Genomic DNA, 16470 nt, shown 5'->3' with positions numbered 1-16470 from the left:
TTATTTTCTCAATATCAACCAAGAAACAGGAATCATCTTTTTCCCCAGTACAGCGGCCAATACACATAGTATAAAATCTCCCGGCACAGCCAGAACAAACCCATACAAAAATACCATCCATGCACTTACTGACTTTCCAAGATAAAAATTGCTAATAAAATAACAGTATAACAATCCGCATGCATAAACAATGATAAGCCCCGCCAAATTTGCCGCCAAAAGCCTTTTATATGACGGGCAATTTTTAGTTTTGGCAATACAGCCTGTCAAATAACTGCCCAGGACAAAACCGATCAGATAACCAAAGGTAGGCTGCAATATATACCCCAGACCTCCGCCCTCAGTAAAAATCGGCATACCGATAAGCCCCAGCAGTACATATACACCTACGCTGATAGCCCCCAATCTGCCGCCGAGCAAAAGTCCAGCCAGCATCGTAAATAAAAATTGCAGAGTAAACGGTACAACCGGCACCGGAATTCTTATAAATGCTCCTATCGCTATCAATGCCGTAAACAGTCCGCATAAAACGATTTCTCGTTGATTTATTTTTTCAAACATACTTCACCAACTCCTGCATTATTAATTTATCAATAAAAACATATATATGAAGCCAGCTCTTCCTTTTCGTTAATTATTAAATCATAAAAATAAGCTATAGTCAACTATATAATTTTAAAAGTTAACAATAGCTTAAAATCTTTTCTATTTTGATAAACATTTCTAAATGTTAGAATATATACCGCAATAGTAGTTTTTTATATGGATCATTGCTTTTGCAAGATTTTTTTATTATTACATAAAAAAATAAAACCCACATTTTTTTTGGGATTTGCAAAATTATATTGAGTTTTACTGAAAGGAGAGATTTGTTATGATTGGTCCAGACGGAGGGAATAACATGAAATTAATAAGACGACAAGTAAATCTCATGAAATACATACTTGAGAACCCGAAAGCCGGCTTGAAGGAACTTGGCGAAATTATGAATATTTCTATGCAAACCGTCAAATCAGATCTGCAAAACATAAACGATTTCATGCAGGGTTATGGTACCACGGCGGAAGTATTGCCGGGAAGCCAGCTGCATATATACGGTATAGAGAACATGCCTTATATATTAAAAACTGCCGGCCTGATGCTTGAATTTCCGCTTGAGAAACAAATAATCTTAATGCTGCTTTTTAATGATAGTTTCATTGTTTTGCAGGATATAGCTGATACCTTATATGTCAGCAAATCACTTATCGAAAAAATTATGGCAGCTTTATTAAAAAAATACCCTGAGGAATTGCAGTCAGTACGTCATTACGGCATCCGCAGCACTGCCACCCAAGCCGAAAGAAGAAGCCGCTTCGCGGAGATTATGAAGCCGTATATTCAAGGCATCGATTTTAATGAAGAGCTGAAACAATTTCATGTCAGACACTTCCCCATTCTGCGGTATATTACTTCTGACGATATCTCGAAAGGGACGGATGCGCTTAATTATCTTCAAGGCATTTCAGCTTTTACCTTCACTGACGAAGCGGTATGCCAGCTCTTTCTGCAGATCCTCTATATCCGCTTTTATCATCGTAATTATCCAAAAATGCGTATAGAAGCTGCTTTCTTTGATATTGTTCACGGCATGCATAAAGAAAGAGAATATTTGTCGGCAGCTGAAAAAATGTCTTCCATACTGTGTCTCAGTGATAAAAATGAAACCTTTTATTTTTGTTATTTATTTATGACACTGCGCAAACAAAGAATGTCAGACAGCGCTCGCTTTGTACAGGATATGAGTGACGTAATAAATGAGATATTTCAAAAAATTCTCGAACGCACATCAATAGATTTCAGTTCCGATCATGAACTGCTTAACGGCCTTTCCATCCATATTTACACCACAGTTCTGCGCAGAGATTTATTAAAAGCATTTTCTCCTGATTACAGCTGGCACGATATAATGCATCAATATCCACTCGGTTTCGAAATTTCCACTATTGCGGCTGAAGTGATTTCAGCAAGATTTTCATACAAGGTCTCCAATGATGAGATGATTTATTTGACCTTGCATTTTCAGGCGGGAATCGAACGAATGAAAAGCGGTGAAAAAAAACTTCGTATTCTGGTTGTATGTCATTACGGCATGGCTGCCGCAAGTCTGATCGCAACCAAGGTCGAGAGAATCTTTCACGCCGTGGAAATTGCCGATACCATATCCATTCAGCATTTTCTGCAGCTGAAAACAATTGATGCTGATCTTGTTTTGTGTACAGAAAACATAAAATCAGAAAGTATTCCTGTAATTTACATTTCTCCTTTGCTTACACAAAATGAACTCAGGCAAATAAAATATTTTATAGAAATGCACTGCATCAATAATTTATTAGCACTTTTCATTATGCACGCAATAATACTGGATGTGGAAAAGGCCGACTCACGTAATGACATCATAAAAAGTGCCGTTGCCGCACTTCATGACGACAATTTAGTAACAGAAAACTATTTGGCAAGCGTCATAGAAAGAGAAAATATCTCTTCGACAGATGTAGACTCGATCGCGATCCCGCATGGTAATCCAGATTTTGTCAAAGAAAGTAAATTGGTTATCGTCCGTCTTCACAAACCAATACACTGGGAAATATCGGATGTGCGCTATGTTTTTATGTTTGCCGTTTCCAAGGAGCAATTTGTGACAAATTTGACATTGTTTTCAACCTTTTACAAGAAAATGGTCCATTCAAATATAAGAAGTGAAATCAAAAAATTTGGTCATGAAGATGCAAAAATTTTCAGAAAAAAATTAGCTCATTTGCTGAGTTCATAACATGGGAGATGTGAAAAGTGATCAAACAAAATCTGATTTTTATTAACCAGCCATTCCGAAATCGTTCCGAAGTCATCAGCTTTATTGCTTCAAAAGCTGATGAAGCCAATCTATTAACTGACCAACACGAATTTATCAAAACTGTGCTGCGCCGCGAATCGGAAATTTCTACTTCGATAGGCTATGCGATTGCCATCCCTCATGGGAAAACAGATGCTGTAAAAGAGGCATTTATTGCCTATGCAACCGTAAAAAAACCGTTTGAATGGGACTCTGACACAAAAGATCGTGTAAAAGCAATATTTCTCATAGGTGTACCAAAAAAAAATACTGATAAATTACATCTGAAGGCCATTTCCGAAGTCAGCAAAAAACTTATAAACGATGAATTCAGAAAAAAGCTGTTCGACTGTGAAACAAATGAAGATGCCTTCAGTCTTTTAAATTCTATTAACCGGGAATTTTAATTCATTATTAAAACACAAGGAGCTTGATTTATATGAAAATTGTAGGAGTAGCTGCCTGTATAACGGGCGTGGCCCACACATATATGGCGCAGGAAGCCATTGAACAAGAATGTAAGAAAAGAGGCTATGACGTAAAAGTCGAAACTCAGGGCGGTATGGGGATTGACAACGAGCTGAGCGAAGAAGAAATTGCCGATGCTGACGTTGTGATCATGGCTATAGCTATAGGTATAGAAGGAGAAGAACGTTTTGGAGAAAAAGATGATGAGGGCAGAATCCTGACATTGAATCCAGCAGAAGTCATTCGCAACCCCGCCGCTGTCATCGACAAAGCAATAGGTCTAATAAAATAATTTATATTGCATATATTAAGGAGGATGGAACGATGTCCGCTACTATGAAAAACTTCATCGACGACTTGACTAAAGCATTCAGTACAGGCGTTTCTTATATGATGCCCACGGTCGTTGTCGGCGGTATATGTCTTGCGCTCTCGTTAGCCGGCGGCGATGCCACCGCAGGCAAGGGTATGGTAGTCACGAACCCGTTTTTACAAAATATCGGCATTATCGGCAGTGCCGGTTTCTCCATGATGATCCCGATATTGTCTGGCTATATCGCTTATTCTGTTGCAGGGAAACCCGGCATAACCCCCGGTATGATCACCGGCTTCATAGCCAATACCCCAATAGGAGAAAATCATGTACAGACCGGTTTTCTGGGAGCAATGCTGTTGGGAGTATTATGCGGCTTTCTTGCCAGATGGGTGAAAAAATGGAAGGTCAGTGATACTGTCAAAGCGATCATGCCGATATTGATAATCCCCATTGTCACCACAGTGATCGTTGCCCTGATATATATATATATACTGGTAGGACCGATAGGGGCTGCCATGAGATGGTTGATAGACCTATTGTCCGGAATGCAAGGAGGCAGCGCTTTAATCCTAGGATTGATTCTCGGTGCCATGGCGGCTTTCGACATGGGTGGTCCTGTCAATAAGACCGCAACAGCTTTTACGCTGGCACTTATGGCAGAAGGAATATACGGTCCGAACGGAGCTTATCGCATCGCAGTTGCAGTCCCTCCGCTCGGTATAGCATTATCCACTTTTGTATCACGCAGCAAATGGGGGGCGGATGACCGCCGGATGGGACCATCTGCGGCTTTTATGGGACTTATCGGCATCACCGAGGGTGCTATACCCTTTGCCGTTAAAAGTCTGAAAACAGTCATCCCATCCATAATGATCGGCAGTGCCGTTGGCGCCGGCCTCGGCATGATGCATGGTGTTGAATGCATGGTCCCGCACGGAGGACTCATCGTCATCGCAGCAGTCAATAAAGCCCCATTATGGTATGCCGTTGATATGGCTGTGGGTGTGGTAGTCACAGCCATCTGTCTGCATATCCTGCGGCCGAATATAGAGACCAATGATATAAAATAATATAGTAAACGCAAAGGAGTTCTTCACAATGCATAAAATTACGTTAAATGAAGTCGTAAAAAAAATGTTAACCCTGAAAGGCAAAAACAAAGCCAGTTTGCTGGGTATCGGACCGATGTCAATAAATTTGCTGAAGGCCTCCATGCTGCTTGCCAAGGAAAAAAATTTTCCCTTAATGTTTATCGCCAGCCGTAATCAAGTGGATGCCGATGAATTAGGTGGTGGTTATGTATGCAGCTGGGACCAAAAACGTTTTTCTGACGCAATTAAAAAGGCAGCAGATGAAATAAACTATACCGGCCTTTATTACCTCTGCCGCGATCATGGCGGTCCCTGGCAGCGTGACAGCGAACGCAACGCGCATTTGCCTGAGAAAGAAGCTATGACACTTGGCAAAAAATCATATATAATAGATTTGATAAATAACTTCGATCTTCTGCATATTGATCCTACAAAAGACCCTTATACCGTCGGTAAAGTTATTGACATGAACGTCAATATTGATCGCACCGTAGAATTAATAGAGTATGTAGAAAAAGAACGTATAGCACGCAGCCTTCCGGCTATCAGTTATGAAGTGGGAACAGAAGAAACTAACGGCGGGCTGACTTCCAGTGAAAACTACGAAAAATTTATAAAAGCGTTGACCTCACGGCTTGATGAAAAGAATCTCCCCCACCCTGCGTTTATTGTGGGAAATACAGGAACTCTCACGCGTCTCACCGAGAATGTGGGGCATGTGGATTCTACCTCATGCAAAAAACTGTCTTCAATAGCAAAAAAATATGATGTAGGCCTGAAAGAACATAATGGCGATTATCTTGACGATGCGATTTTACTGGAGCACCCTGCACTCGGGGTAACAGCAATGAATGTGGCTCCTGAATTCGGTACCGTTGAAACGCAGGCATATCTGAAACTCACTCAGGTCGAAAACAGACTGGCAGAACAGGGACTTCTGGATAAAGCTTCCGATCTGCATAAAGTCTTACAGGAAGAAGCCGTAAAAAGCGGTCGTTGGAAAAAATGGATGGTTGACGGTAAAGACAAATTATCCCCCGAAGAAATTTTTAAAGATAAGAAATTAACGCTTCTTATCACTGAAATAAGCGGGCATTACACATTCAACAATGATCGAGTAAAACAGGAAACAGCAAAATTATATGATAATCTGGCCGCCAACGGGATCGACGGAGAAAAATATGTAATATATAAAATTAAAAATTCTATTGATCGTTATGTTGAATGCTTTAACCTAAAAGGCCTTACTTCCAAACTAATGAAGTGACATGATATAACAGAACAGCAATGAAGGCAGAATAAACATAATATTCTGCCTTCATTGCTATAATCATTACTATGCTGTATCATAATTGCAGGTGCGTCCGGCCTTGCTGTATTCGGTTTTTATATTCTGTCCAATTTACTTTTCTCTGCAAATTTACCTTAAATAGAAAAGGAGCGCTACTTTGAATATTATTTTTGATATGGATGATACTCTTTACAATTTGATGCAGCCCTTCCGGCAAGCTCATGAAGATTTATATTACGACAAAAATATAGATTGTAATAAATTGTTTATGCTCTCCAGAATATATTCGGACCAAATACTTGAAGCAGAAAAAAAGGGGCTTATTCCTCATGAGGACTGTTTTTATCTCCGTATAAAAAAGACATACCATGACGTTGGCATTCAAATATCAAGAAAAGCCGCGGAATGTTTTGAAACGAAATATCGGTATTATCAGTCCCATATATCAATTCCGGAGCATATAGTTAAAATACTCAATTTTTGCAGGACAAAACACATATTTATTGCTTTGCTTTCAAACGGCATGCGAAAGTCTCAGTATCTAAAGATCAACGCTCTGCATTTAGAGCAATGGTTTTCCCCTGACAGAATTTTTATATCGGAAGATACTGGTTATCTGAAACCAGATGCAAAAATCTTCAAATTTGTTGAAAGGAAATTAGGCATATCCGCTGCCGAAACCTGGTATATAGGCGATACATATGAAACTGACATCCAGGGAGCAAATGGTGCTGGCTGGAAAACCATATGGTTTAACCATAGAAAGCGTACTTGCCCCACCTCCTGCAATCTTGCTGATAAAGAAGTGACCGGCAGTGCTGAACTATTAGCTGCGGTGAAAGGACTTTCCTTGTAGCTTTACTGTGTCTGCCATATACCAAAAGTTCCACATCATTCTTTCCATTCTTATAAGTTATGTATGTGAAAAAAGACATAACCGTTTTTCTAATCCAGAAAATACAACTAAAACTTCTACAGCAGACTGACAGTAATTTTATCTGGTAAAAAAATCATTTTCTCTTATCCCAGTCAAAACACTTTTATCGCAGCTTTTTAGCTTATTAACATTTGTGCATTTTTTAAGGCGATAGCATAATATTCCTTATAGCGCGGCCGCATTTCCAAAGTAATACTACCATCATACTGCTGCAGGCACGCCAATATCCCATCAGCAGGTATAATTCCCATACCAATTGGCATATGCATGTCACCGCGACCCATTGCAGCTAATTCATGCTGTTTTTTCTCCCATGAGGCACAGCAGCGCCCAAAGTTGTCATGCAGGTGAATATGGCGTACATAAGGGGCAATAGCTTTAACACCAGCCATTAAATCATAACCATACTGACAGGCAGCCAGATAGGCATGTCCGGTATCCAAAGTAATTCCCACATATCCGTGATTTACATTTTTAATCATTCGGGCCAAATCCTCCAGTAATTCTGCATAGCAATAATTTGGCGCATCTAAATATGGTCTGGCATTTTCCACAGCTATTACAACATCATATTTTTTAGCGATATCACCCATGGATTGCAGGGCAGTGCATTCCCGCTGCCACATTAGTTTTTTTTCGGACTGAGTTGGACGCGATCGATTTCTATTTAAAAAGTTTTCTTCTGACATGTAGCGACCTGCATGATATACCATGATCCGCGCACCGATTGCAGCTGCAAATTCCATACTGGCTGTGAACCCCTGATAATTTATCATATCATTCAACATCAGGTTTAATGCATTAATTCCGTGTACAATATATGTAAACGAATATCTGCTTAATATTTTTTGTACTTCCCTGAGACGCACTTTATCCATATGTCCGCAATATACTGCCCCGATACCATGCGGTGCAATTTCTACCTGAGAAAAACCCAGTTCGCTATAATAATCTAATACCTGCCGAAGCATATCAATTTTCCCATCGAGTAGTCCGGCATCAGCATTAATAGCTATCCCCCGTATGTTCATATATCGGTCAGCCTCCCTTAGCAACCTGATTTTTTAAATTATCGACATCTGAACGTCTTCGATAGTTCATGTCATAAACCAATATTCCATCAACCACTGTACTCGTCACTACCGGTATATTATCGTGTTTTTTAACAATAATCACATCACCGATTTTTCCTTCTTCCAAACTGCCTAATTGATGCAGATTCAATGCTTTTGCCGGTGAATAAGTCGCCATCACCACTGCTTCCGGCAGGCTTAGTCCCTGTTCCGCCAGAGAAAATACAGCGTGCAGCATAGCCGCCGGGTAATAATCAGAACAAAGAATATCTGCATTTCTGCTGCTTACCGCATCAATTGCCCGTATTCCATGTCCGGTAGATCCCCCTCGCACAATATTTGGCGCACCGACACTGACAAACATGCCGTTCTGCTTAGCGGCAGCCGCTGTTTCCAAATTGATGGGAAATTCACTCAATCGAACTCCCTTGTTACAATAATACATAATTTTTTCTGCTGTATCATCGTCATGTGATGCTAATGGCAATTCTGCCTGACGGGCAATTATACTGATAGCTTCAACACATTCATCGGCTTTTAACTGCCCCATCTGCCGCCGTTTAATAATTTGCTCAATATCACCACTGTCCTGCAAATTATAGGTCTTTTCCGCGTATCGGCGGTAACTTTCAATAGTAGGATATTGTCCCTGCCCGGGAGTATGATTCATAAATGACAAAAGATCAACAACTTCAGCGTCAATTAAATTCTTAATCAAAGCAAGCGCTTTAAAATTAGTAATTTCAAACCGCAAGTGAATTTTATTGCGAATGAGCGAATATCTGGCGGTCAGCGCTTTAATCCGACTGATAAATTCAGAGGCCGTCTTATCATTGCGCACACCGTTTACTGCATTGGCAAAAGAAAAAGAATGATATATGGTTGTAATTCCCTGTCCTGCCATTTTTTTTCCAATTCACAAAAAGCCATCTCTATTTTAAACCGGGCACCTGGTCTTGGTTCCAATTCCTTTTCAATTGCATCACTGTGTGTGTCGATAAATCCCGGCAGAATATAACCGCCGTCAGCATCCAAAATGACATCTGCCAAATTGCCCGCATAACTGCCACGACGGCCAATATATTTTATAATCCCCCGATCTATTAGAAGCTCACCATTATCAATCACCCTATCAGGTGTTATCAATTTCCCATTTGTTATCAATGTTGTACTCACACGGCCACCCTCTTTCGTTTAATGGATTTGCACTGTCCGGAGCGCATTGTAAAAACTCTGTCAACCAATTGATTCATACTTTCGCGGTCATGAAAAACACCGATAATACTGCTCCCTCTTTGTTTTAAAGTCAGCAAGGCCTGAATGACTATTTTCTTCGTTTCATTATCAAGTGCTGCTGTCGGTTCATCCAGCAGCAGCAATCGCGGTTTCATGAGCAGCGCCCGGGCAATATTAATTCTTTGTTGCTCGCCCCCGCTGAAGGTAGCGGGAAATGCTTCCCACAAAGATGTATTGATTTTCATCATTTCCAATAATTCACAGGCCTGTTGATTAGCCGCAGCAGCATTATATCCTCGCTGCAGCAATTCTCCCCTCAGAATATTAATCGTGGAAACCCGAGGAATTACTTTCAGAAATTGGCTTACATAGCCTATTTCCCCATATCTTAGACGCAATATCTTTCGCTCATCGGCAAAGGATAAATCAATTTTTCCGATTTTGTCGCTGTAATACCAAATATTTCCGCCCGAAGGAATATATGTGCGATAAATGCATTTTAAAATTGTTGATTTTCCTGCTCCGCTGGGTCCGGCGATTCCCATAAATTCACCGCTGTTAAGAGTAAAATTAATATCATCACAGCCATAAATCATTTCACCTTCCAGCATATGAAGTGTAAAATTTTTACTTAATCCTTCTACTCTCAAAATTGGTATCTCCATTAACATCCCTTCTTCTTATAGCATTGAATGAACTAAAAGCTGTGTATATGGCTGCTGCGGGTCTTCCAAAATCTGATCGGTAAGTCCGCTTTCCACTATCCGCCCGCTCTTCATTACAATCGTGCGCCCGGCCAGCATACGAACAACCATTAAATCATGTGAAATTACCAGCATAGTTATTTTTAGTTCTCGTTGAATTTCTTTTATCAGATCAAGTACCTTAGCCTGCACAGATACATCAAGACCTGTGGTAATTTCATCAAGAAACAGCAGCGGCGGATTATTGGCCAAAGCTTTTGCAATTTGGACTCTCTGCTGCATCCCGCCGCTAAAATCAGCCGGAAAACTATCTATACGTGACGTCGGTACTTCGGTGCGCAACAAAAGTTCCTTGGCCCTGCTGCGGATAGCGGCGAAATTATACATATCGGCCGTAAGCAATTTTTCAGCCACATTACCGCCTGCCGTAAAATGAGGTTTAATTCCGAGCAGTGGATTCTGATATACCATTCCCATCAGATGATCACGAATATACCTCTTACGCTGGGCTGTTTCCTTGAATAAATTTGTCTTTCCGTCTCCATATGCCGCTAAATAACATTCACCGCCCGATATCTTTTCATCAAAATACAGACAGCGGACCAATGTACTTTTACCAGAACCGCTTTCACCGACGATACCGAGAATTTCTCCCTGCTTCAAATCCAGTGAAATGTCATGACAGGCAACAACCGTACCGCATTCAGGGCAAATATTGCTGCCGTGTTCCGGTCCTGTCAACTCAAAACAATGCGGACATCCGGCACCATATATTTTATTCAACCCATGGATATTCATAACTGTTTTTCCTGACTGCTGCATTATTCTGCTGCCCCCTTCCTGCTGCGTATTTTACTGCAATAGCCGCTGTCCGAACATATATATATTGTTTTGCCGGTGCGTTCGTCATGTATTTCATTCAGATATGTATCAGCAGAACCACAGCGGGCACATATCTTTCCATCGAAATTTTCGACCTGAAAACGCTGGTCTTCAAATTCCAATGGCTGAACCTTTGTATATGGCGGTATAGCATATATCCTTTTTTCCCGGCCCGCGCCAAATAAAAACAATGTCTCTGCCATATTAAGTTTCATAACATCCCAGCGGGGAATCGGTGAGGGATCAATTAAATAACGATCGTTGACCATAGATGGATACCGTGCACCAATGGTTATTTCACCCCACTTTACAATATTTTCGTACAAGAATACCCACATTCGACTATAGTCCATTTCCGCATGCATTTCTTTAGTTTTAACCATGCTCGGCTCCACATAACGCAATGGTTCCGGAATTGGCACCTGCAACACTAAAATTTGATCTTCTCTCAATTTTTCCTCAGGAATACGATGCCGTGTCTGTATGATGGTCGCTGCCTGAGTATCAAATGTTGCCTGCACACCAGTAGTCTGAATAATCAGATTGCGAATATTAACAGCATTGACACCGTCATCGCAGCCTTGATCAATAACTTTTAAAACATCCTTTTTCCCAATAAGCGACAAAGTGATCTGTAAACCGCCTGTCCCCCAGCCCCGGGCAATCGGCAGCTCGGGAGATACAAACGGCACCTGATAGCCTGGAATTGCCACTGCTTTCAGTATTTTACGGCGTATTTCCCGTTTAGTATTTTCATCTAAAAAAGCAAAATTATATTCAGTCTGTTTTTTTATCTGTCTTATATCCAGCATATTTTTTCTCCTTCCCCAGTGTTTGAGCCTGACGAATACGGTCAAGCGTGGACTGAAACGTAACATAATGAGGAAGCTTCCAATGATTTACAAACCCGGCGGCTTCTACTCCATCAATATGATACAATACAAATTCTTCATCCTCCGCCGGTGCCTTAACCAATGAAGCGTTCCTGGTCGACTGATCCAGTATCCCCATAGCAATTGCTTTCGTTTCATTATGACCGAAGCAAAAACCGTAACCTAATGTCAAACAGGATTTGCCATTTTTATCATATCCACTGCCCGGAGATACGATTTCAGCCTCAGTTGCAAGCACCTTGCCGATAAATACCGCCTTTTCACAGCCCGGACGATTGATATACAAAGGTATATATCCCACACGCAGCTCTGCCAGACAAGGATGTATGCTGCCAAATCCCCTGACTGCACTGTAAGCTAATGCCATCATAGCTCCGGTTTCTCCGCGGCACAAAGACTGCAATTTTGCCGAACGACTACATGGAAAAGTTAAGGTATGATGCGTAATATCATAAATTTCCTGGCTTGGTTCCAAATCAGCCAGCAACCCTTCAACCCGCAATAAATCCACTACTTTCAGAAAAGTATTGGGAAGTTGCTCAGGGATATTACTGACACCAAGATTTTGTAAAAGTTTTTCCATTCTCTCCTTATCTTCAGTAAGTAATGAAAAATCAAGCAAACGCTGTGTATAATCTCGCGTCGGTCCCAATATTTGTCCCCCCGGAATATCCTGAAAAACACCTGATATACGCCGAATTATCTGCATTGTGCCGGTTTCAACAGGATTCGTCACATAACGCCGCGGTTGTGTCGCGCGATAGGCACGCAAAATAAATGCCGCCTCCAGCATATCACCTTCGGCCTGTTTAAGTGCTAAAGCAGCGGCTTCAGGAGCATAAAGTGCGCCTTCCCCCATAACCTTGTCCACCGCCAGCCGCAGCTGATCTTTTATTTGTACTGCTGTCAACGGTTCCGAATTGCCCTTCAAGCGAAAATACGTTAACAATTTTTCTGCATTCAATATTGCTTCCGCTCCACCGGAAACGGCTGCATATCCCATTATCCCTTCACCTTCCAATGCATTGAACTAGAACGGGGAATACAAGCTACATTACCCGATTTATCTGTATAAATGACATCAATCCCTAATGGAAATTCTTTATTCATGCAGGAGATAGTTTCAAGATTTTTCAGAGCCAACCCGTTAATGAATAAATCACAGTGATTCCTTATCCCAGGACCGGTGAGCCGCAGGCAGAGTCTTCCCTCTGTGGAGCTGAGCTCTTCCACCATAATAAGCAAGGTAGCTCCCTGCTCCGGTGAAAGCAGCGAACCGCAGCACACCTTATCTAATTGCACACATTCGCAGCCGCTGAAAATAATAAGTTCCGCCACATCAACTGATTGAGCTGCTGCACCGGTATTAGCGGTAAGATAATCAGGTTCCTGTCTCCCTGCTGATAAAAAACAGAATCCTGTCCCCTGATCAAGCAAAGTCAAGGCAACAGCAGCAGTTCCTGATTGCAGCCCCCTTGGCGGCTTCAGACATTCTGACATTGATAATGTATTGATTTTCCCTGGTCTGGCCATTGCATCAAGAAGCAAACGATATACCTGCTGGGCGTCCAAGACTTTATCAAACTGCACTTCTATCAAAATCTATCCCTCCATAACGGCAAAACGTACTTTGGTAGCGGCAATCATTTCCTGCTCCCGCTGATGCAACTCTGAAATACATTTTTCTTCATCTGCAAGTTTCTGACGTATTTCCGCTTCCTCTTCAACATGTGCCTGCAGTGCTGCATCAATAATGGCCATACACAGCGCCCGCACTGGTTCATTCTCCAGAACAAAACCATAGCCGATCATTTTGCCGATGCTGACAGCAGCTTCGGTCATCAAGACTTCACCGGCATAAAACGGGGTATGGCCCACACTGTCGACAGCCGCCAGCATTGTCATACAGGTTTCCGGTTTCTGTAATATCTTAATTTCATTGCCCGCCGCTATTTTTTCAGTCAGGACCTGCCATACAGCCAAATTTCCGGTCCCTACTATTTCTCTGAATTCCATTTTTTCGCCTCACCTATCGTATTTTCATTCGAATATAAGAAGATATCGTATCAACAATTGTTACCATAATAAATATAACAATCAAAATAGTAGTCATATCGGGATACATAAACAGGCGCATACTGGTGACCAGCTCAAATCCAATTCCGCCGGCTCCCACAATTCCTAAAATTGTTGCCGACCGAAAATTAAGCTCCCATTGGTAAAGACTGAGCGTAATAAATTCCGGCAGTACCTGCGGTATAATTGCATAGACCAGAATCTGCATTTTACCGGCTCCAGTAGCCAATAACGCTTCCACCGGGCCTGATTCCACATTCTCAATGGCATCCGCCAAAAATTTGCCCCAACATCCCCATTGAATGAAAAGTCAGTGCCAGCACACCAGGAAATGGTCCCAAGCCGACTGCCGCCACAAAGACAAGAGCCCAAATCAATTCCGATATTGATCGGGTAATATTCAGAATAAAGCGGCCAAAACGGTATAACAACGGGTGCGGTGAGATATTTTTGGCCGACATCAGGCTAAACGGAATTGCCAAAATTATGGCCAGTGTTGTCCCCCAAATAGAAATCTGCAAAGTTTCGATGGTGGGTTCAACCAGGTGAGGAAGTACCGCAATACTCGGCGGTAACATGCGGCTAATAATATCCGCCATATGCGGTATACCTTTGATTAATTCACTGAAACTGAGATCAGTTCCAACAGCGCTCCAACTATATATTCCGGCCCCTAAAACCACCAGCAGTAATTTTTTGAATATTGCCGCTCGGCTCACAGCAGTACCCGATACTGCGGTTCTTGACAGCAAATAATCCAAATTAAACATGAGTACAGACTGCCTCCTCACGAATAAACTTTGTCTCAACAATATCCGGCATCGCATTATAAATAATTTCCACATCATCATCTGTGAAGGCAGACACGGGCTTATCCACAATCATACGGCCGTTTTTTATTCCAATGATCCGTTCTGCGTAATGATTAGCCAATTCAATATTATGCAGGCTGACAATAACTGTAATGTGATCCTGTTCCTTAATTGTTCGCAAAACGGTCAGCACCTTTTCCGCAGATTTTGGATCAAGGCTGGCTACTGGCTCATCTGCCAGAATGATACTTGGACATTGAGCCAGGGCCCGCGCAATTCCAACGCGCTGCTGCTGTCCGCCGCTCAACTGATCAGCCCGATCATAAGCTTTATGCACAAGTCCTACCCGATTCAGGCAATGCAGCGCAATGTTAACATCCTGTTTAGAAAACAATTTCAGGCAGCTTGTCCATGCACTGACATATGCCAGTCTGCCGCAAAGCACATTTTCCAGCACAGTCAGGCGCTTTACCAGATTAAATTGCTGAAAAACCATGCCTACTCTGCGGTGGATATCCTTCAGCTTGCGTGAATCATTTATTCTGTCTCCCTGTATAAAAATCTCACCATCTGTTGCTTTTACCAATCCATTGATACAGCGCAGCAACGTTGATTTACCGGCACCGCTTGGACCAAGCAGCACAACGAATTGCCCTTGTTGAACATCAAAGCTGATATTCGTCAGAGCCTTTGTAGTACAGCAATTATATTCCTTGCATAATCCGCGAATTTGAATCATAATCTATCCTCCAATGGATGCAAATTGATTGACAACACCAATTCATTGCCCGGTTAAATCCAAATTCAGCATTTTGGCTATTTCCCGAATTCCATTATAGGCAGAATCATCAGTTTCCACGTATTTTTCTATATTTTTACCAACCTTAGCAATTCCATTGGGATCTTTCTGCGCCATATCCAAAAATGCCGCCTTAATTTTTGCCTTTAAATCTTCCGGTAAATCTTTGCGCCAGGCCCATGGAGCATTTGGAATCGGATCGGAAGTAAATATGACCTTTACATCTTTATCAGAAATTAATCCAGCAGCTTTCATCCGATTATAATTATCATCAGCGTCAGCCGCAGCATCTACTTTATGGTTTTTCACAGCTAATTCACTTGCATCGTGCCCGCCGGAATAAACCACACTCTTAAAATCCTGATTTGGATTGATACCTTCCTTCTCCAGGCATGAGCGGGGAACTAAATTTCCCGAAGCCGATGCAGGATCGACAAAAGCGAAGCTATGCCCCTTAAGATCTTTCATGCTATTGATTCCTGATTCCGGGTCAGCCACAATAATGCTACGGTAAGAAGCACCGCTGCCCTTTCTCGACTCTACGGCAAACGCTGCCGCATTCGCTTTGTCGGCGGCCAGTATATAAGAAAATGGCCCGAAATAGGCAATATCAAGCTTGCCGGAACGCATGGCCTCCACTACTCCCGAATAATCGGTGGCCACAAACAGTTCTACCTTTAAGCCCGTTTGCTCTTCCAGATAAGTGACGAGCGGTGCATAAGCATCCCGTACTTTTTGTGAATCTTCACTGGGGATGGCTCCTACCTTCAATACTTTTGCTTCTTTGCCTTGTTGTGTCGGCTGTGTTCCAGTACAACCGCTGACCAGCGATAAAATCAATAGCAAAGCTGCAATTAATAAAAAACTATACTTTTTCATTTTTCCAACTCCTAAAAATTCTCATCACAACAAAATAAATTACCGCGGTAAATACACAATTTATATAAACAGGTTTTGCACCTGTAAATTGCAGTCTAGACGTCTAGACATTATCCTTATACTACAAGTGCCGCTCTCCAA

20 protein-coding genes are annotated in these 16470 nt (G+C 41.8%); 6 read left to right on the top strand and 14 right to left on the bottom strand.

What is annotated here, in order from left to right; all coding sequences use genetic code 11:
* The gene (locus NXG61_RS04990) at positions 1–561 is read right to left on the bottom strand and encodes a biotin transporter BioY (RefSeq protein WP_307224958.1); all 561 of its coding nucleotides are present in this window, start codon (positions 559–561) and stop codon (positions 1–3) included.
* 340 nt (positions 562–901) lie between these two features.
* Between NXG61_RS04990 and NXG61_RS04985 the strand changes: the two genes are divergently transcribed.
* The 6 genes from NXG61_RS04985 to NXG61_RS04960 all read left to right on the top strand — a co-directional run bounded on the left by NXG61_RS04985 (position 902) and on the right by NXG61_RS04960 (position 6894).
* Entirely contained in the window at positions 902–2812 is a 1911-nt protein-coding gene (locus NXG61_RS04985) for a BglG family transcription antiterminator (protein ID WP_307224956.1), read from the top strand.
* Positions 2813–2829: 17 nt separating this feature from the next.
* On the top strand, positions 2830–3279 hold the full coding sequence (locus NXG61_RS04980) for a fructose PTS transporter subunit IIA (protein WP_307224954.1): 450 nt from the start codon (positions 2830–2832) through the stop codon (positions 3277–3279).
* 32 nt (positions 3280–3311) lie between these two features.
* Entirely contained in the window at positions 3312–3632 is a 321-nt protein-coding gene (locus tag NXG61_RS04975; RefSeq protein WP_307224953.1) for a PTS fructose transporter subunit IIB, read from the top strand.
* Between the two features lie 32 nt (positions 3633–3664).
* Complete coding sequence (locus NXG61_RS04970; protein WP_196605202.1) at positions 3665–4726, top strand: PTS fructose transporter subunit IIC; 1062 nt, start codon at positions 3665–3667, stop codon at positions 4724–4726.
* Between the two features lie 28 nt (positions 4727–4754).
* A complete protein-coding gene (locus NXG61_RS04965) occupies positions 4755–6014 on the top strand; it encodes a class II D-tagatose-bisphosphate aldolase non-catalytic subunit (RefSeq protein ID WP_307224950.1) in 1260 nt (419 codons plus the stop codon).
* A gap of 181 nt (positions 6015–6195) precedes the next feature.
* Complete coding sequence (locus NXG61_RS04960) at positions 6196–6894, top strand: HAD family hydrolase (protein ID WP_307224948.1); 699 nt, start codon at positions 6196–6198, stop codon at positions 6892–6894.
* A gap of 197 nt (positions 6895–7091) precedes the next feature.
* On the opposite strand, the gene NXG61_RS04955 is transcribed toward NXG61_RS04960, so the two are convergent.
* The 13 genes from NXG61_RS04955 to phnD are packed head-to-tail and all read right to left on the bottom strand — an operon-like array spanning position 7092 to position 16329.
* Positions 7092–8006: a sugar phosphate isomerase/epimerase family protein gene (locus NXG61_RS04955; protein WP_307224946.1), complete on the bottom strand. Its 915-nt coding sequence runs from the start codon at positions 8004–8006 to the stop codon at positions 7092–7094.
* A gap of 7 nt (positions 8007–8013) precedes the next feature.
* The gene (locus tag NXG61_RS04950; RefSeq protein ID WP_307224944.1) at positions 8014–8952 is read right to left on the bottom strand and encodes an alpha-D-ribose 1-methylphosphonate 5-triphosphate diphosphatase; all 939 of its coding nucleotides are present in this window, start codon (positions 8950–8952) and stop codon (positions 8014–8016) included.
* Positions 8895–9224, bottom strand: coding sequence for a hypothetical protein (locus NXG61_RS04945; RefSeq protein WP_307224942.1), 330 nt, complete (start codon positions 9222–9224; stop codon positions 8895–8897). Before NXG61_RS04945 ends, NXG61_RS04950 begins: the two co-directional genes overlap by 58 nt.
* Entirely contained in the window at positions 9221–9949 is a 729-nt protein-coding gene (locus tag NXG61_RS04940) for a phosphonate C-P lyase system protein PhnL (RefSeq protein ID WP_307224940.1), read from the bottom strand. Before NXG61_RS04940 ends, NXG61_RS04945 begins: the two co-directional genes overlap by 4 nt.
* A gap of 15 nt (positions 9950–9964) precedes the next feature.
* Positions 9965–10810 carry an ATP-binding cassette domain-containing protein gene (locus NXG61_RS04935; RefSeq protein ID WP_307224938.1) on the bottom strand — a complete coding sequence of 282 codons (846 nt, stop codon included), beginning with the start codon at positions 10808–10810 and terminating at the stop codon, positions 9965–9967.
* Positions 10810–11682: an alpha-D-ribose 1-methylphosphonate 5-phosphate C-P-lyase PhnJ gene (locus NXG61_RS04930; protein WP_307224936.1), complete on the bottom strand. Its 873-nt coding sequence runs from the start codon at positions 11680–11682 to the stop codon at positions 10810–10812. Before NXG61_RS04930 ends, NXG61_RS04935 begins: the two co-directional genes overlap by 1 nt.
* A complete protein-coding gene (locus tag NXG61_RS04925) occupies positions 11648–12766 on the bottom strand; it encodes a carbon-phosphorus lyase complex subunit PhnI (RefSeq protein WP_307224934.1) in 1119 nt (372 codons plus the stop codon). The genes NXG61_RS04930 and NXG61_RS04925 overlap by 35 nt, the downstream gene beginning before the upstream one ends.
* Positions 12766–13353 (bottom strand): phosphonate C-P lyase system protein PhnH, encoded by a 588-nt coding sequence (gene phnH, locus NXG61_RS04920; protein ID WP_307225007.1) that lies wholly within the window; start codon positions 13351–13353, stop codon positions 12766–12768. Before phnH ends, NXG61_RS04925 begins: the two co-directional genes overlap by 1 nt.
* A gap of 12 nt (positions 13354–13365) precedes the next feature.
* Positions 13366–13779, bottom strand: a complete 414-nt coding sequence (gene phnG, locus NXG61_RS04915; RefSeq protein ID WP_307224932.1) for a phosphonate C-P lyase system protein PhnG — start codon at positions 13777–13779, stop codon at positions 13366–13368.
* A 13-nt stretch (positions 13780–13792) separates the two neighbouring features.
* A complete protein-coding gene (locus NXG61_RS04910; RefSeq protein ID WP_307224930.1) occupies positions 13793–14116 on the bottom strand; it encodes a PhnE/PtxC family ABC transporter permease in 324 nt (107 codons plus the stop codon).
* Positions 14100–14609, bottom strand: a complete 510-nt coding sequence (locus NXG61_RS04905) for a PhnE/PtxC family ABC transporter permease (RefSeq protein ID WP_307224928.1) — start codon at positions 14607–14609, stop codon at positions 14100–14102. The genes NXG61_RS04910 and NXG61_RS04905 overlap by 17 nt, the downstream gene beginning before the upstream one ends.
* A complete protein-coding gene (gene phnC, locus NXG61_RS04900; protein ID WP_307224926.1) occupies positions 14602–15390 on the bottom strand; it encodes a phosphonate ABC transporter ATP-binding protein in 789 nt (262 codons plus the stop codon). The genes NXG61_RS04905 and phnC overlap by 8 nt, the downstream gene beginning before the upstream one ends.
* A gap of 42 nt (positions 15391–15432) precedes the next feature.
* Entirely contained in the window at positions 15433–16329 is an 897-nt protein-coding gene (gene phnD, locus NXG61_RS04895; protein WP_307224925.1) for a phosphonate ABC transporter substrate-binding protein, read from the bottom strand.
* Positions 16330–16470: the final 141 nt, after the last annotated feature.

It is taken from the genome of Pectinatus haikarae, from assembly GCF_050916305.1.
GTDB lineage: Bacteria > Bacillota > Negativicutes > Selenomonadales > Selenomonadaceae > Pectinatus > Pectinatus haikarae.
This window is presented reverse-complemented; position numbering and strand designations above follow the sequence as displayed.

Excerpts from the sequence above, each read along its gene's own strand:
- NXG61_RS04990 (WP_307224958.1), bottom strand. The coding sequence starts at position 561 with ATGTTTGAAAAAATAAATCAACGAGAAATCGTTTTATGCGGACTGTTT.
- NXG61_RS04985 (WP_307224956.1), top strand. The coding sequence starts at position 902 with ATGAAATTAATAAGACGACAAGTAAATCTCATGAAATACATACTTGAG.
- NXG61_RS04975 (WP_307224953.1), top strand. The coding sequence starts at position 3,312 with ATGAAAATTGTAGGAGTAGCTGCCTGTATAACGGGCGTGGCCCACACA.
- NXG61_RS04970 (WP_196605202.1), top strand. The coding sequence starts at position 3,665 with ATGTCCGCTACTATGAAAAACTTCATCGACGACTTGACTAAAGCATTC.
- NXG61_RS04965 (WP_307224950.1), top strand. The coding sequence starts at position 4,755 with ATGCATAAAATTACGTTAAATGAAGTCGTAAAAAAAATGTTAACCCTG.
- NXG61_RS04955 (WP_307224946.1), bottom strand. The coding sequence starts at position 8,006 with ATGAACATACGGGGGATAGCTATTAATGCTGATGCCGGACTACTCGAT.
- NXG61_RS04950 (WP_307224944.1), bottom strand. The coding sequence starts at position 8,952 with ATGGCAGGACAGGGAATTACAACCATATATCATTCTTTTTCTTTTGCC.
- NXG61_RS04940 (WP_307224940.1), bottom strand. The coding sequence starts at position 9,949 with ATGGAGATACCAATTTTGAGAGTAGAAGGATTAAGTAAAAATTTTACA.
- NXG61_RS04935 (WP_307224938.1), bottom strand. The coding sequence starts at position 10,810 with ATGCAGCAGTCAGGAAAAACAGTTATGAATATCCATGGGTTGAATAAA.
- NXG61_RS04930 (WP_307224936.1), bottom strand. The coding sequence starts at position 11,682 with ATGCTGGATATAAGACAGATAAAAAAACAGACTGAATATAATTTTGCT.
- NXG61_RS04925 (WP_307224934.1), bottom strand. The coding sequence starts at position 12,766 with ATGGGATATGCAGCCGTTTCCGGTGGAGCGGAAGCAATATTGAATGCA.
- phnG (WP_307224932.1), bottom strand. The coding sequence starts at position 13,779 with ATGGAATTCAGAGAAATAGTAGGGACCGGAAATTTGGCTGTATGGCAG.
- NXG61_RS04905 (WP_307224928.1), bottom strand. The coding sequence starts at position 14,609 with ATGTTTAATTTGGATTATTTGCTGTCAAGAACCGCAGTATCGGGTACT.
- phnC (WP_307224926.1), bottom strand. The coding sequence starts at position 15,390 with ATGATTCAAATTCGCGGATTATGCAAGGAATATAATTGCTGTACTACA.
- phnD (WP_307224925.1), bottom strand. The coding sequence starts at position 16,329 with ATGAAAAAGTATAGTTTTTTATTAATTGCAGCTTTGCTATTGATTTTA.